At 67.0% G+C, this 15,040-nt stretch carries 13 protein-coding genes; 2 read left to right on the top strand and 11 right to left on the bottom strand.

Translation table 11 applies throughout. The features are described from left to right. Positions 1–77: 77 nt before the first annotated feature. Together FQV39_RS28555 and FQV39_RS28550 are read right to left on the bottom strand one after the other, a co-directional pair. A complete protein-coding gene (locus tag FQV39_RS28555; RefSeq protein ID WP_149133377.1) occupies positions 78–1,355 on the bottom strand; it encodes a solute carrier family 23 protein in 1,278 nt (425 codons plus the stop codon). Positions 1,356–1,871: 516 nt separating this feature from the next. Next, positions 1,872–3,434 carry a 2-isopropylmalate synthase gene (locus tag FQV39_RS28550; protein ID WP_149133376.1) on the bottom strand — a complete coding sequence of 521 codons (1,563 nt, stop codon included), beginning with the start codon at positions 3,432–3,434 and terminating at the stop codon, positions 1,872–1,874. A 414-nt stretch (positions 3,435–3,848) separates the two neighbouring features. On the opposite strand from FQV39_RS28550, the gene FQV39_RS28545 reads away from it, so the two are divergent. Further along, on the top strand, positions 3,849–4,490 hold the full coding sequence (locus tag FQV39_RS28545) for a YoaK family protein (protein WP_149133375.1): 642 nt from the start codon (positions 3,849–3,851) through the stop codon (positions 4,488–4,490). A 68-nt stretch (positions 4,491–4,558) separates the two neighbouring features. Beyond that, positions 4,559–4,891: a hypothetical protein gene (locus tag FQV39_RS28540; RefSeq protein WP_149133374.1), complete on the top strand. Its 333-nt coding sequence runs from the start codon at positions 4,559–4,561 to the stop codon at positions 4,889–4,891. Positions 4,892–5,043: 152 nt separating this feature from the next. Here FQV39_RS28540 and FQV39_RS28535 read toward each other — a convergent pair whose 3' ends face one another. The 9 genes from FQV39_RS28535 to FQV39_RS28495 form a co-directional block, all read right to left on the bottom strand. After that, a complete protein-coding gene (locus FQV39_RS28535) occupies positions 5,044–6,744 on the bottom strand; it encodes a SulP family inorganic anion transporter (protein ID WP_149133373.1) in 1,701 nt (566 codons plus the stop codon). A gap of 90 nt (positions 6,745–6,834) precedes the next feature. After that, the gene (locus FQV39_RS28530) at positions 6,835–7,086 is read right to left on the bottom strand and encodes a helix-turn-helix domain-containing protein (protein ID WP_149133372.1); all 252 of its coding nucleotides are present in this window, start codon (positions 7,084–7,086) and stop codon (positions 6,835–6,837) included. 331 nt (positions 7,087–7,417) lie between these two features. Then, positions 7,418–9,520, bottom strand: coding sequence for a M3 family metallopeptidase (locus tag FQV39_RS28525; protein ID WP_149133371.1), 2,103 nt, complete (start codon positions 9,518–9,520; stop codon positions 7,418–7,420). Positions 9,521–9,547: 27 nt separating this feature from the next. Further along, positions 9,548–10,270 carry an NUDIX hydrolase gene (locus FQV39_RS28520; RefSeq protein ID WP_149133370.1) on the bottom strand — a complete coding sequence of 241 codons (723 nt, stop codon included), beginning with the start codon at positions 10,268–10,270 and terminating at the stop codon, positions 9,548–9,550. Next, on the bottom strand, positions 10,267–11,169 hold the full coding sequence (locus tag FQV39_RS28515) for a PhzF family phenazine biosynthesis protein (protein WP_149133369.1): 903 nt from the start codon (positions 11,167–11,169) through the stop codon (positions 10,267–10,269). Before FQV39_RS28515 ends, FQV39_RS28520 begins: the two co-directional genes overlap by 4 nt. 4 nt (positions 11,170–11,173) lie before the next feature. Further along, positions 11,174–12,295 carry an endonuclease/exonuclease/phosphatase family protein gene (locus FQV39_RS28510; protein WP_149133368.1) on the bottom strand — a complete coding sequence of 374 codons (1,122 nt, stop codon included), beginning with the start codon at positions 12,293–12,295 and terminating at the stop codon, positions 11,174–11,176. A gap of 4 nt (positions 12,296–12,299) precedes the next feature. Beyond that, positions 12,300–13,148, bottom strand: coding sequence for a pyridoxal kinase PdxY (gene pdxY, locus FQV39_RS28505; RefSeq protein WP_149133367.1), 849 nt, complete (start codon positions 13,146–13,148; stop codon positions 12,300–12,302). 213 nt (positions 13,149–13,361) lie between these two features. Further along, positions 13,362–13,769 (bottom strand): nuclear transport factor 2 family protein, encoded by a 408-nt coding sequence (locus tag FQV39_RS28500; protein WP_149133366.1) that lies wholly within the window; start codon positions 13,767–13,769, stop codon positions 13,362–13,364. A 159-nt stretch (positions 13,770–13,928) separates the two neighbouring features. Next, the gene (locus tag FQV39_RS28495) at positions 13,929–15,008 is read right to left on the bottom strand and encodes a sensor histidine kinase (protein WP_149133365.1); all 1,080 of its coding nucleotides are present in this window, start codon (positions 15,006–15,008) and stop codon (positions 13,929–13,931) included. Between the last annotated feature and the right edge of the window lie 32 nt (positions 15,009–15,040).

The raw sequence follows: 15,040 nt of genomic DNA, 5'->3' as shown, positions 1-15,040 counted from the left end.
AGGCCCCGCCCCCTGTCCACCCATCTGTGACAGATTTTTCAAACTCGGCGGGAAAGGCTCCGCCGAGCTGTGGATTGTCACGCCGCGCGGCGGTTCAGCAGGTGATAGAGCAGGATCGCGCCGAAGGTCGCGGTGCCGATTCCGCCGAGCTCATAGCCGAAGATCGGCAGCTTCAGGTCGCCGGCGCCGAGAATCAGCGCGGTCGCGACGGTGATCAGATTCTTCGGCTCGGAGAAGTCGACCTTGTTCTCCACCCAGATCCGGCCGGCCGTGGCGGCGATGAGGCCGAAGACCACGACCGCGAGGCCGCCGAGCACCGCGACGGGGATCGTGCCGATCACCGCGCCGAACTTCGGCGAGAAGCCGAGTGCCAGCGCGATGATGCCGGCGGCGACGAAGACCAGCGTCGAATAGACCCGCGTCACCGCCATCACGCCCATGTTCTCGGCATAGGTGGTGACGCCCGTGCCGCCGCCCGAGCCGGCAATCATGGTGCCCAGCCCGTCGGCGAAGAAGCCACGGCCGATCAGATGGTCGAAGTTGCGCCCGGTCATCACCGAGATGCCCTTGATGTGGCCGAGGTTCTCCGCGACCAGGATGATCGCGACCGGCACGATCAGCGTGATCGCCTTCATGTCGAAGACCGGCGCCACGAAATGCGGCAGGCCGAACCAGGAGGCCGCGGCGATCTTGCCGAAATCGATCGGCGGCGCACCGAAGCTCGGCGCCGACAGCGCGTAGAGGATATAGGCGGCGAGCCCGCCGATCAGCACCGGCAGGCGCTGCGGCAGCCCGCGGCCGTAGACCGCGACGAGCGCCACCGCGACCACGGTGAAGAGCGCAATCCACTTGGTGTAGGCGCTGGCCGAGATCATGCCGATCGCGACCGCGGTGAGATTGAGGCCGATCGCCGCCACGACCGCGCCAGTCACCACCGGCGGCAGCAGCTTTTCGATCCAGTTCGTTCCGACTGCCTGCACGATCAGGCCGATCAGCGCATAGACCGCACCGCAGGCGATGATGCCGCCGAGCGCGACACCGATATTCGGATTGGGGCCCGAGCCGGCATAGCCCGTCGCCGCGATGACCACGCCGATGAAGGCGAAGGAGGAGCCGAGATAGCTCGGCAGCTGCCCGCGGGTGATGACGAAGAACAGCAGCGTCGCGATGCCCGAGAAGAAGATCGCGACATTCGGGTCGAAGCCCATCAACACCGGCGCCAGCACCGTCGCGCCGAACATGGCGACGACATGTTGCAAGCCGGCGATGATCGTCTGCCCGGTCGGCAGCCGCTCGTCCGGCATCACCGCGCCGGAAGTCTTCAGGGTCCAGTTCGGAAAATAGCCCATCGCCATCGCTCCCCAGGGTCGCCGGGGGGCGACCGCACCGGAAGAGCAGATGAAGGCAAGAGGCAGGCCAGCGCCAGATCACGCCGGCGTCATCCACCGGAATCAAGGGCTGTCATCCCGTGCGCGCTGCGGCACGCAGTGCCGCTGCGCAGACACGGGACCGTCTTCCGGAAGAGGCGCCCCTCACTGAGGCCGCGTGGGTAGGAGCACTGGGTCCCGTGGACACCTGGCCGAGCTGGCCTTGCTGTGGCACCGCCGTCATTCCGGGGCAGGCCGAAGGCCTGAGCCCGGAACCCATGAACACCGTCTCAGCAGGAAGAGCAGTGCTCCGAACCGGTCCGGCCCTATCTGGAGCGTCGTGTTCATGGGTTCCGGGCTCGGCCCAAGGGGCCGCCCCGGAATGACGGCGGCGGTTCCGGCCGATCCATCTCGACAACCGTCCACACCGCCTAAGCGTCATGCGGTCCCGTGTCTGCGCAGCAGCGTTTCACGCTGCGGCGCGCACGGGATGACGCCCTTCCCTTACTCCGCCGCCTGCGCGTGCAGGCGCCCGCCGCGGGCGATCAGCTTGTTGAGCGCCACCAGATAGGCCTTGGCCGAAGCGACCAGCGTATCCGGATCGGCGCCGCGGCCAGTGACGGAGGAGCCGTCGCGCGAGAGGCGCACCGTCACCTCCGCTTGGGCGTCCGTGCCCTCGGTCACGGCGTGGACGTCGTAGAGCTCCAGCGTCACCTCATGCGGCACGATCGTCTTGATCGCATTGAAGATGGCGTCGATCGGCCCGTTGCCCTCGACCTCCTCAGTGACGAAGCGACCTTCCACGTCGAGCTTCATCGTCGCGCGCTGCGGGCCGCGCGTGCCGGCGATCACCGTCAGCGATTCCAGCTTGATGCGATCATGGGCGGTGGCGATGTTCTCGTCGACCAGCGCCTCGATATCCTCGTCGTAGACGTGCTTCTTGCGGTCAGCCAGGGCCTTGAAGCGGGTGAAGGCGTCTTCCAGCTGGTTGTCGCCGAGATCGTAGCCCATGTCTTTCAGCTTGGAGCGGAAGGCGGCGCGGCCGGAATGCTTGCCCATCACCAGCGAGGTCTTGGTCACACCGACCGAGGCCGGCGTCATGATCTCGTAGGTGGTGTTGTTCTTCAGCATGCCGTCCTGGTGGATGCCGCTCTCATGGGCGAAGGCGTTCCGGCCGACGATCGCCTTGTTGTACTGCACCGGGAAGGAGCAGGCGCTCGACACAGCTTTCGAAACGCGCATCAGCTGCGTCGCGTCGATGCCGGTATCGTAAGGCATCACGTCGCCGCGCACGCGCAGCGCCATCACGATCTCTTCCAGCGCGGCATTGCCGGCGCGCTCGCCGATGCCGTTGATCGTGCATTCGATCTGGCGGACACCACCCTCGATCGCCGCCAGCGAATTGGCGACGGCCAGTCCCAGGTCATTATGGCAATGCGCGGAGAAGATCGCCTTGTCGGCATTCGGCACGCGCTCGCGCACCGCCTTGAACATGGCGCGATACTCGTCCGGCGTGGCGTAGCCGACCGTATCCGGCAGGTTGATCGTGGTCGCGCCGGCCTTGATCGCGGTCTCGACCGCGCGGCACAGATAGTCGATCGGCGTGCGGGTCGCGTCCATGGCGGACCACTCGATGTCCTCGACCAGGTTGCGGGCCTGCGTCACCGTGGCGGTGATGATCTGCAGAACCTCCTCCTGGCTCTTGCGCATCTGGTGCTCCAGATGGATCGGCGAGGTCGATACGAAGGTGTGGATGCGCGGCTTCACCGCATGGCGCACCGCCTCGCCGGCCCGGGCGATGTCGGCGCTGATGGCGCGGGCGAGGCCGGCGACGGTGGCGCGCTTCAGCCGGCGCGCGATCTCCGAGACGGCCTCGAAATCGCCTTCGGAGGCGATCGGGAAGCCGGCCTCGATGATGTCGACGCCCATCACGTCGAGCGCCTCGGCGACTTCCAGCTTCTCCTCGAAGGTCATGGTGGCGCCGGGGCACTGCTCGCCGTCGCGCAGCGTGGTGTCGAAGATCAGCACGCGCTCTTTGGAGGAGCTGTTCTGGGTCGGATTGGTCATGGTCTGCTTCCGGTTTCGGTGCGCCGCGAGATCGGAAAAGGCGGGCGCTGGGTTTGCTGTCGGCGGTTCTCGTCACTCCCCTGAGCGCCCAGGCAGCATGCCCGGCCGGCCCTCAGGGGCAGCTAAGGAGAAGAAGGCCAAGAAGCGAGAACGAAGCGCGTGCGAGGGGAGCGCGAGCGCACATGCCGACGGTCTGCGCAGCGGCGCAGTCCTTCGTCAGGTCATGGCGGGCGGTCGAAACCACGGGCGCTCCTCAAATCGACGGGACAGGATGTAACCGAAAGCACAGGCCGAGCGCAAGCATGTGTCTCATGCGCGCGCATCAAATGACAGAACCGGCCTGTGGATTATGCTGGCACAGCGCGATTCGGCCGGCTCCCGCGCCGGGTCGCAGATCTGGGATCTGTATTTGTCATGATGCGCTACCAGAGACGCGAGATTGCGCTCGCCGCCTGTTTCTCGGCGCTAGCCGGCTATGTCGACGCACTCGGCTTCATCACGCTCGGCGGCTATTTCGTCTCCTTCATGACCGGCAACACGACGCGGCTCGGCATCGAGCTCGCAGCCGGCCATGTCGGCGGGATCGGGCTGGCGGGCGGCATCATCGCCCTCTTCGTCTGCGGCGTCGTGCTCGGTTCCCTCATCGGCCATGCCGCCAAGCGGCAGCGCGCGCCTGCGGTGCTCGCCGTGGTGACGGTGCTGCTCGCGCTTGCCGCGCTGCTGGAGACGAGCGGCGAGACGCTGGCAGCGGTCGGCCTCCTCGCGGTGGCGATGGGCACGGAAAACGCCGTCTTCCAGCGCGACGGCGAGGTCACCATCGGCCTCACCTACATGACAGGCACACTGGTCAAGATGGGGCAGCGGATTGCGGCCGCCATGCTCGGCGGGCCGAAGCGCGCCTTCCTGCGCCATTTCCTGCTCTGGCTCGGCCTGATGGGCGGCGCCTTCCTCGGCGCGACCGTCCATGGCTGGATCGGCCTGATGGCGATCTGGCTCGCCGCCGCCGCGGCCTCCGCCATGACGGTCGCTGCCACCTTCTTCCTGCGCGACGGCTGAGGGAACCTCGCTGGCGCGGTCTCAGAGAATCGGCAATGGTCACCATCCTGACCATGCCGGAGAGATCGATGCGCGCGCTGCCCCTCCTCGCCTTCGTGAGCTTCGCCCTCGCCGCCTGCCAGAGCGCCGGCCCGCCTCCGGCGCCGCCGCCCGGGCAGGCCGCCCCCGGCGTGACGCCGAGCACCTTCCAGATGCCGGGCGGCACGGGCTGCTCCGGCGAGGTCGAGCGCTTCCAGGCGGTGATCGACAACGACCTCGCCACCGGCCACACGACGAAGGGCGTCCACGGCCGCGTCAGCAGCGAGATCGCGCGAGCCCGCACCGCCTGCACGGCCGGCAACGAGGCCGGCGCGATCGGCCAGATCAGGGCCACGAAAGCGAAGTTCGGCTATCCGAACTGACAGCATCGCCAAATCCGGCACGCAAGAGACTCATTCGCAACCGCCGCGTCATTCTCGGGCGACCGCAGCGAGACCCGAGAATCTCTGGCAAAATGAGGCCCCTCCTCGCGGCATGAGATGCTCGGGTCAAGCCCGAGCATGACGGCGCGGTCCTACGGCGCCTCGGCCTTGGCGCGCATGGCTGCGACATCGCCCACCTCCTGAACGAAGCGCACCCGCGGCCGCCTGATGCCGTGGACGAGAAGCGTGCGGCGCACGGCCCGCGTCGCTCCGGCGATATGGACGACCACGCCTCGCCGGTTCGCCTTGCGCACGAAGCCTTCGAGCGTCGCCGCGCCGGTCGAGTCGAGCAGGGAGACCGCCGAGAGATCGACGACATAGGTCTTGGGCGCCTCGCCGATCCGGTCGAGCGCCGCGCCCACTGCCGCCGCCGCGCCAAAGAAGAAGGCGCCCGAGATCCGCACCACCACGACATCGGGATCGGTCGCCGGCGCGGCATCGTAAGGCTTGCGCCCGTTGCCGTCGACCGTATCGGCCCGGTCCTCGTCCATCATCGGCATGCCGTTCTCGACGGCGACCGACTGCGCCATGCGGTGCAGGAAGAGCAGCGCGCTGACGACGAAGCCGGCGACGATGCCCGTGCTCAGATCGACGAAGATCACCAGCAGAAAGGTGATCAGCAGCACGACGGCATCGCCGCGCGAGGCGCGGATCAGCGTCGCGAACTCATGTTTCTCGGCCATGTTCCAGGCGACGATCGCAAGCACGCCGGCAAGCGCCGCCAGCGGGATGTAGGCGGCGAGCGGCGCCGCCACCAGCATGAACAGCAGCAGGAAAACCGAATGCAGCATGCCTGAGACTGGCCCGCGCGCGCCGGAGCGCACATTGGTGGCGGTGCGCGCGATGTTGCCAGTGACGCAGATGCCGCCGAACAGCGGCGAGGCGATGTTGGCGAGCCCCTGTGCCACCAGCTCGCAATTGGAGCGGTGCCGCCGGCCGGTCATCGAATCCGCCACGACCGCCGAGAGCAGGCTCTCGATGCAGCCGAGCAGCGTGAAGGAGAGCGCGTTTGGCAGCACGGCCGCGACCTTCTCCCAGGAGATCGCCGGCAGCTGCGGCAAGGGCAGCGTCTGCGGAATGCCGCCGAAGCGCGTCCCGATGGTCTCGACCGGCGCGCCGACGATCGCGACACCGGCAGCCGCGACCGACACGGCAATGATGAAGGCCGGCCAGTGCGGGCGCAGAAAGCGCAGCAGCAGGATATGGCCGATGGTGACGATGGTGACGACGATCGCCGCGGGGCTCGCGCTCGGCAGCGCGCCGGCGAGCGCTTCCAGCTTCGGCAGAAGCGGCCCCGGCTCATGGGCGAGGGTCAGCCCGAGCAGGTCCTTGATCTGGCTGGCGAAGATGATCACGGCGATGCCAGCCGTGAACCCGACCGTGACCGGATAGGGGATGTATTTGATGAAGGTGCCGAGGCCGAGCAGACCGATCGCCGCCAGCATCAGGCCGGAGAGGAAGGTGGCGAGCAAGAGCCCATCCAGCCCATGCTGCGCCACGCAGGCCGAGACCAGAACGATGAAGGCGCCGGCCGGCCCGCCGATCTGGAAGCGGCTGCCGCCGAGCGCCGAGACGATGAAGCCGCCGATGATCGAGGTGTAGAGCCCCCGGTCGGGCGTGACGCCCGAGGCGATGGCGATCGCCATGGAGAGCGGCAGCGCGACGATGGCGACCGTCAGCCCGGAGATCGCATCGGCCCTGAGCTGGTCAAAGCCGTAGCCTTCGCGCAGGACGGTCAGCAGCTTGGGGGTGTAGAGCTCGACGAAGCTGGGCTTGATGCTCGTGGCCGCCATGACAACCCTTTCCTTTGCCACCTCGGAGCGGGTTCGTCGGCCGGGTCGCGGTCGGCGCCGCTCTGTCGCAATGGGTGTTTCGGCAGGAGGTCAGGGAGGGGCCTTGAGGCGGACGCCGCGCCCGCCGCCGCTGCTGGCCGCATTCTCCCCGATCAGCACGATGCCGGCGCGGTCGAGCGCTTCCACGACGCGGGTCAGGGATTCGATCATGCCGCGCACCGTGCCCTGGCTGCCTTCCATCCGCTGGATCGTCGGCAGGGAGACACCCGCCATCTCGGCGAGCTGGCGTTGGTCGATCCCGAGCATGGCCCGGGCAGCTCGCATCTGCGCAGCGGTCATCATGAGCCGGCTCGCATCGCTGGGACCTTAGTTCCAACATATCGTGCATCGGGGCTGACGTCCACGACATCACCTTTGCAGGGCGAGGAGTGAGTGCTGAAAGGCGAAGGTTTCACCGCAAGGCGCGGGAACCCCTCTCCTGGAAGGAGAGGGGCAGGGGTGAGGTGTAGGCCGCTGGACCAGTCAAACTCGGCCTCACCGCAGCAGCGACCACCACACAGCAAAATCGGTTAGGGGCCATCCCCTCACCCTGCCCTCTCCCTCCGGGAGAGGGTTCCCCGCGCTGTCCGAGCCTGGAAGGCAATCGGCGCGGCTACCCCACAAATGCAGGCCCCTACCCCGCCAGCCCGCGCTTCTCCAGCAGCGCATCCGGCGTCGGCAACCGGCCGCGGAAGAGCGTGTAGGCCTCCGCCGCATCGCGGGTATCGCCGGCCGCGTAGATGTAGCGCTTCAGCTTCTCCGCCACCGCGGCCGAAAACACGTCGCCCGTCTCGGTGAAGGCGTTGAAGGCGTCGGCATCCATCACCTCGGACCAGAGATAACTGTAATAGCCGGCCGAATAGCCGTCGCCAGAGAAGACATGGGTGAAGTGCGGCGTGCGGTGGCGCATGATGATCTCGGCCGGCATGCCGATGCGCGCGAGTTCCGCCGCCTCGAAGGCGAGCGGATCGACCTCCGCCGGCTCCTCCAGCGAGTGGAAGGCGAGATCGACCAGCGCCGAGGAAGAATATTCCACCGTGGCGAAGCCCTGGTTGAAGGTCTGCGCCTTCTCGATCTTCTCGATCAGCGCCTCCGGGATCGGCTCGCCGGTTTCGGCATGCAGGCAATAGTCCCGCATCACCTCGCGCGTCAGGAACCAGTGCTCGTAGAGCTGCGACGGCAGCTCCACGAAATCGCGCGCCACCGCCGTGCCGGCAAGCGAGCCATAGGTCACGTCCGAAAGCAGCCCGTGCAGCGCGTGGCCGAACTCATGGAAGAGCGTGCGCGCATCGTCGAGCGAGAGCAGCGCCGGCTTGCCCTCGGCCGGCTTCGCGAAATTGCAGACATTGACGATGATCGGCCGGGTCTCGCCGTCGAGCTTGCGCTGCCCACGGAAGGCGCTCATCCAGGCGCCGGAGCGCTTCGAGGAACGGGCGAAATAATCGCCGATGAACAGGCCGATATGGCGCCCACTCGCCGCCTCCGTCACCTCGAAGATGCGCACGTCCGGGTGGTAGCCCGCGAGCTCCGGCCGCTCGGCGAAGGAAAGCCCGAAGAGCTTGCCGGCGACGTCGAAGGCCGCCTGCCGCACACGGTCGAGCTGGAGATATTGCTTCAGCACGGCTTCATCGAGCGCATAGGTCTTCTGCCTGACCTTCTCGGCATAGTGGCGCCAATCCCAGGGGTGGATCGGCCCGTTCTCGCCCTCGTCCTGGGCGAGCGCCGCGAGATCGGCCGCCTCACGCGCCGCCCGCGCCTTGGCCGGCTTCCAGACCAGCTCCAGCAGGTCGCGCACATGCTCCGGCGTCTTCGCCATGGCGTCGTCGAGCTTGAAATGGGCGAAGGTCGGATAGCCCAGCAGCTTCGCCTTTTCGGCCCGCAGCTTCACCATCTCGGCGACGATGGCGCGGTTGTCGCTCTCAGCCCCGTTCTCGCCGCGCTTGCTCCAGGCAATGAAGGCTTCCTCGCGCAGGTCGCGGCGGGTCGAGAAGGTCAGGAAGGGCTCGATGATCGAGCGCGACAACGTCACCGCATGCTGGCCGGGCTTGCCGCGATCGGCCGCAGCGCGCGCCATCGCCGCCTTCAGGAACTCGGGCAGGCCGGCGAGCCCGGCCTCGTCCGCGATGAAGAGCGCATAGGAGGATTCATCCTTCAGCACGTTCTGGCTGAACTGCGTGCCGAGTGCCGCCAGCCGCTCGTTGATCGCCGCGAGGCGCTTCTTGCCCGCGGGGTCCAGCTTCGCACCCGAGCGGATGAAGCCCTTGTAAGTCCGCTCGAGGAGCCGTGCCTGCTCGGCATCGAGACCGAGCGTATCGCGCCCGGCGTTGACCGTGTCGACACGGGCGAAGAGCCCCTCATCCATCATGATCGCCGACCAGTGCCGCGAAGTGATCGGCGACATCTCGCGCTCGATCGCCTGCAGCGCCTCGTTCGTGTCGGCACCCGTGAGATTGTAGAACACGCCGCCGACGCGGCTGAGAGCACGCCCTGCCCGCTCCAGCGCTTCGATCGTATTGACGAAGTCGGGCACAGCCTTCTCCGCCACGATCGCGGCGATCTCCGCCTTGTGCTTGGCGAGCGCCGCGTCGAAGGCGGGCCGGATATGCTCCGGCTTGATCGCAGCGAAGGGCGGCAGGCGGAACGGCGTTTCCCAGCGCGTGGCGAAAGGATTCTCGGCCGGTAGCGCAAGAGCCTCGGGATGGCTGGCTTCCGGGTAGGCGGCGTCGGCAGAGCTCATAGGGTCACTTTCGCGAGGCGGGCGGGATCAGTCGCCGTCGAAGATATGTGCGAGATAGCGCCGCATGAAGGGCGGCATGTCATGCTTTTCGGTCTCGGCGAGATCGCGCACGATCACGATGTCGGAGAGCTCTTCCTCTTCGAGGTTCTTCATCCGCTCCAGCATCAGCGCGCGCGCTTCATCCGCCGGAAGGTCGATGCGGACGTCGCGCATGAAAGCGATGCGGCCCTGCTCGATCAGCGCCGTCCAGCCCTCGCCTACGCTGAGCTCCTCGACGTTCAAGCCCGTCTCTTCCGCAAGTTCGCGGGTGACGCTGCCGGCGAGGTCGAGCGTGCCGTCAGGACGGGCATCCTCGCGGTCGGGCGTGCCGGCAGCGAAATAGACCTTGCCGGCGTTGGCGGTGTGCTCGCCCATCTTGCCGCAGAGGAAGGCGCCGTCATTGGCCCTGAGCGCCGCCATGGCGAAGCCGTTGCGGATGATCGGGCCGGGATGGCCGACATCGCGCCAGGTCATGAAGGCGGCATAGTCGGTCTCGAAATAGCCGGCCTCGAACACGCCGTCGCGGATCGCGGCGCGGTGCTGCAGCATGACGCGACCGTTGAACATGGCCGGCTTGCCGGCGCTGATCCTGGCCCAATGCGCCTCGATGTTTGCGGCGCTCTCGCGCGCAAAGCCCCAGTTGTAGGGCTCGATCCTGGCGTCGACCCGCGACAAGCGGATGATCGTGCCGTTCTCGATGCCTTCGCTCACAGCAGCACGCCCTCGCTGACCACGACGGCCGAACCGCCGATGCGCGCCGAGACGAGCGCGCCGCTCCGCACACTCAACTCCAGCGCGATCTGCGACGGCCGGCCCATCTCGTAGCCCTGCTCGATGACGAAGCGATGGTCGCCGTCATCCGGCTTGTCAGAGGCCATGACCGCCCCGGCGAAGGCCGCGACCGCCGAGCCGGTCGCCGGATCCTCGACGACTCCCGCCCCGGGCCAGAACATTCTGGCATGGTAATGATGTCCCGCCTCGGCAGTCTCGCGGCAATAGATGAAGGCATTGCCGTTCGGCGTCTCTGCCATCGCGCGCTCGAAGGCTGCTCCCGCAACTCGAGCCTGAGCGACCGCCTCGCGGCGGGCGACCGGCACCATCGTATAAGCGACACCCGCCGAGAAGGCGCTCGGTCGATGCTCGTCGAAACCGAGGTCGCCCGCATCGAGTCCGAGCGCTTCCGCCAGCACCGCATCAGCGACCGGCTGCGCAATTCGCTCCGGCAGGCGCGGCAGGGTGAAGACGGCGTGGCCGGCATGACTGCCCTTGACCTCGACCGCGCAGGAGACCGGGCCGACCTTCTCCTCCAGCACCAGCATATCGGCGGGCCGCCCCTCGGCATCGTCGGTGAGCGCCAGCCAGACCGCGGTACCGACCGTCGGATGGCCGGCGAAGGGGAGCTCACCGCCCGGCGTGAAGATGCGCACCGAAGCGCGATGCCCCGGCTTCTCGGGCGGCGAAACGAAGACCGTCTCCGACAGGTTGAACTCGCGCGCGATGGCCTGCATCGCCTCGGTATCCAGCCCCTCCGACTGGAGCACCACCGCCAGCGGATTGCCGGCATGGCGGCGCGTGGTGAAGACGTCGAGCGTGACGAAGCGGCGTTTCATGAGATCACCCTGCCGGAATTTCGAGATCGATGGTGAGCGGGCAATGGTCGGAAGCCTTGGGCCGGTCCCAGCCGACGCGCGGATAGCGGTCGGCGCAAGTCGCCAGCCGCGCCATCGAGCGGTCCGGCTCGCGCGGATCGAGCGGCACGCGGTAGGGCAGGCCGCGCCGGATCATCTGCATGGCGGGCTTTGGATTGACCGCCGCCAGCGCCGGCGAAAGCAGGATGTAGTCGAGCGGCATATGGCTATCGATCAGCTTCTCCTGGCTGTCCGACCAGTAGCGCCGGAAATGCGTCCAGCGCTCATGCGCGGGCAGCGTCTTCATCGGATCGACGGCGAAATCGTCGAGCAGCGGCTCGATGCCGCTCGCCCCCTCGTCGACCGGCTCGGCCCGCGGCCCGAGGCCGTAGCGATAGCCGTTGAGATCGCCGAGCACGATCCAGTTCGTCTCGCGCCAGCCGCCGCCGAAACGTTGCTGGATCAGCCATTTCACCGCCCGTGCCTCGGCGCGGCGCACCGGCAGCGTCAGTTCCCGGCCATCCTCGCGGCCATTGTTCATCGATTTGAAATGGCAGCCGAACAGGCTGAGCCGCCGCCCGTCGAAGGTGAGTTCCACCTCCAGGCAGTCGCGTGCGAAGACCTTGCCGTGCGGCCCGATGCCGAGCATGGCGAGCTCGCGATCATGCACACCGGCCTCGTCGAAGGTCAGGTCCTTGTGCGAGCGCACCGTGACCTGCCCCGAGCCGAACAGATCGCGTCGCGCCGCAAAGCCGATATCGATGTTGCGGCGGTCATTGCCGTCGATCAGCGTGAAATGGCCGTAGCGGTGGTCGGCGATGCGATGGACGTAGTTCGCGAAGAAGGCCTGCAGGCTCGCAAGCGAGTCGACCTCCTGCAGCATCCAGAGATCGGCCTGCGCCTCAGCGATGGCGAGCGCCGTCATCTGGCGCTTGTCATCCTCCAGCGCCACGGCGAGAGAGCGCTCCACCGCGTCGCGCTCGTCGGAGCGCGGGAAGTGGAACAGCGACATCGCAGCCGCCGTCTCGGTGCGCCCGCCCGGCTCGAAGCGGTGACGCGTCAGCAGGTTCTCGACATTGAAGGTGCCGACACGCAGCCTCATCGCCATGCACTCAGATCGCTTGCGGCTCGAAGACCTGCGACGGCGTGACGAACTCGTCCTGCGCCGCCACGGTCAGGATCTCGCGCGAGCCCGCCTCCTTGGTGCGCTTCAGCAGCCCATAGATCGAGGACGAGGCCTTCGACAACGCCGCCACCGCCGATTCCTCGCGCAGGTAATGGGTGAAGAACAGCGCCGCGATCGCGTCGCCCGCGCCGTTGACGCTGACGTCGAGCTTGGGGGTGCGCACCCGCCAGCTGCCCTTGGCGTCAGCCGCCACCAGGTCGATCGAGTCAGCCGGCGTCTCCTCGGTCACGAGCGAGGTCACCATCACCACCTTCGGACCGGCGTCGCGCAGCGCCTCCACGGCGCGATGCGCATCGGCGATGGTCTTGATCTCGATATCGGTCAGCAACTCCAGCTCGAACTGGTTGGGCGTCACGATGTCGGCGGCCGGCACGGCCTGCTCGCGCATGAATTCCGGGATGCCCGGCCGCACGAAGACGCCGCGGCCGACATCGCCGATCACCGGGTCGCAGCAATAGAGCGCCTTCGGATTAGCCGCCCGCACCTTTTCGACAGCGGAGAGGATCGCATGGCCGATATCGGCGGAGCCCATATAGCCGGAGATCACGCCGTCGCATTTGGCGAGCACACCGCGCTCGGCAATGCCCTCCATCACCTCATCGATCATGCCGCCGTCGAAGACGCGGCCTTTCCAGTTGCCATAGCCGGTGTGGTTCGAGAACTGCACCGTATGGATCGGCCAGACATCGACGCCGAGCCTCTGCATCGGAAAGGTCGCGGAGGCGTTGCCCACATGGCCATAGGCGACATGGGACTGGATCGAGAGAATATTCATGGTCCGAAGCGATACTCCGTTCGCGATGAGCCCGCGAACCTAACGGCTCTCACGCGAGGCGCAAATCGAAAGCGGTGATGACCGCGATCAGAGCGGAGGCTAGAGCCGGATCCGATCAGGTTGAATCAACCTGATCGGTGAATCCGTCTCTCAGATATTGATAGAGAACGCGTTATCCGATCAGATTGCATTGCAATCTGATCGGCGCGTGCTCTAGGGCATCGACAGCCGCGCCACGCCGGCCGTGTCGGTGAACTGGGTCAGGCTCTTCACCTTGCCGTCGGCGATGGTGAAGATGTCCAGGACCTCGAAGGAGCCGGTGCGGCCGGTCGGCTTGCACTCGACATCGGCACGCCAGTGGAACGTCGCCCTGTCACCATCGACCGTCAGCGCCAACTCTTCGATGTTGCTGAAGGCATAGGTCGCGATCAGCCCGGCCATCTGCTCGCGCACGGCGGAATGCCCGTCCGGCTCAGCAAAGACCTCGGCCGCCTGCGGTCCGCCGGCGAGCCGATAGCTGCAATCGGGATGGAGGTATTCCATCAGGGCATCGAGATCACCCCGATGGCGGGCAGCATAGGCATCGCGGATCAAGGCTTCGACGGCGGCGCGTTCTGTCATGTCGCCTCTCCTTACGTCAGCACCTCACTTTCGCGCCGACATGGCTGCAAGTCCAGCGTGCACTTGAACCGCGTGCCAAAGGAAAAAGCCCCGCAACGGCGAGGCGCAGATTCTTGTCATGGCAAGGCAGAGAACCGACACACCGCCCACCCCGGACGGTCACTCGCGCGGCGCGACGTGAATCATCGTCGTGGCCAGCACGTAGCGCAGCCCTTCCGGCCGATAGTCGAGCTCGACTTCGCCATGGAACTTCTGCGCCATCACGCGCTCGACCAGCCGGGTGCCGAAGCCCTGACGCTTCGGCTTGACGACCGGAGGCCCGCCCTTCTCCGCCCATTCGAATCGGAAGGCGTCCTCGCTGTGCGGCCGGCCTGTCGACCAGCCGATCACGACCTCTCCGGCCTCGACCGAGAGCGCGCCGTACTTCATCGCATTGGTCGCCAGCTCGTTGATGGCGAGCGCCAGCGTCATCGCCAGGTCGGCCGGCAACTGCAGCGGCGGGCCCTGGATGCGGATCGTCCCGAGCCCGGAACGGTGTGGCGCCAGCGCGCCCTCGACCACGGAGCGGATCGGCGCGCTGCTCCAGCTCGACTGCGTCAGGATCGAATGCGCCTCGCCGAGCGTGGCGATGCGCTCGCTGAGGATCAACTGTGCCTCCTGAAGTGTCTCCGCCGAGCGGAAGGTCTGGCTGGCGATCGCCGCGATCATCGCCAGCGTGTTCTTCATGCGGTGGGCCAGCTCGGCGTTGAGCAGGCGGCTGTTGCGCTCGGCCAGCATCTTGCCGGTCGTCTCCATCACCGTGTCGATGATGCCAAGAATCCGGCCGGCCTCGTCGCGGATCGGGCTGTAGCAGAAGGTGAACCAGACCTCCTCGGGATGGCCGTAGCGGTTGATGGTCAGTGGAAAGTCTTCGACGAAGGTCGCTTCGCCAACCAGCGCCTTGGCGACGATCGGGCTGATCTCATCCCAGACTTCAGACCAGACCTCGCGAAATGAGCGCCCGAGCGCTGGCGGCTTGTCGCCCAGGATCGGACGGAAGGCATCGTTATGGATCGTGATCAGATCCGCGCCCCAGGCGATGCATTTCGGGAAGTGCGAATTGACCATCATGCTGACAGCCGTCTTCAGCGCCGTTGGCCAGTCGCCGATCGGCCCGAGCGGGGTCGTCCCCCAATCATAGGCGCGGATGGCAGCGGCCATATCGCCACCGCCATCCAGAAATGCCGTCTCGCCGCTCATATGCCCCCCAGCGCGAATCCGCACAGCCTGCA

Origin of the sequence: Bosea sp. F3-2 (assembly GCF_008253865.1) — a bacterium.
Classification (GTDB): Bacteria; Pseudomonadota; Alphaproteobacteria; order Rhizobiales; family Beijerinckiaceae; genus Allobosea.
This window is presented reverse-complemented; position numbering and strand designations above follow the sequence as displayed.

Coding starts and splice junctions, on each gene's coding strand:
- FQV39_RS28555 (WP_149133377.1), bottom strand. CDS start 1,355: ATGGCGATGGGCTATTTTCCGAACTGGACCCTGAAGACTTCCGGCGCG.
- FQV39_RS28550 (WP_149133376.1), bottom strand. CDS start 3,434: ATGACCAATCCGACCCAGAACAGCTCCTCCAAAGAGCGCGTGCTGATC.
- FQV39_RS28545 (WP_149133375.1), top strand. CDS start 3,849: ATGATGCGCTACCAGAGACGCGAGATTGCGCTCGCCGCCTGTTTCTCG.
- FQV39_RS28540 (WP_149133374.1), top strand. CDS start 4,559: ATGCGCGCGCTGCCCCTCCTCGCCTTCGTGAGCTTCGCCCTCGCCGCC.
- FQV39_RS28535 (WP_149133373.1), bottom strand. CDS start 6,744: ATGGCGGCCACGAGCATCAAGCCCAGCTTCGTCGAGCTCTACACCCCC.
- FQV39_RS28530 (WP_149133372.1), bottom strand. CDS start 7,086: ATGATGACCGCTGCGCAGATGCGAGCTGCCCGGGCCATGCTCGGGATC.
- FQV39_RS28525 (WP_149133371.1), bottom strand. CDS start 9,520: ATGAGCTCTGCCGACGCCGCCTACCCGGAAGCCAGCCATCCCGAGGCT.
- FQV39_RS28515 (WP_149133369.1), bottom strand. CDS start 11,169: ATGAAACGCCGCTTCGTCACGCTCGACGTCTTCACCACGCGCCGCCAT.
- FQV39_RS28510 (WP_149133368.1), bottom strand. CDS start 12,295: ATGGCGATGAGGCTGCGTGTCGGCACCTTCAATGTCGAGAACCTGCTG.
- pdxY (WP_149133367.1), bottom strand. CDS start 13,148: ATGAATATTCTCTCGATCCAGTCCCATGTCGCCTATGGCCATGTGGGC.
- FQV39_RS28500 (WP_149133366.1), bottom strand. CDS start 13,769: ATGACAGAACGCGCCGCCGTCGAAGCCTTGATCCGCGATGCCTATGCT.
- FQV39_RS28495 (WP_149133365.1), bottom strand. CDS start 15,008: ATGAGCGGCGAGACGGCATTTCTGGATGGCGGTGGCGATATGGCCGCT.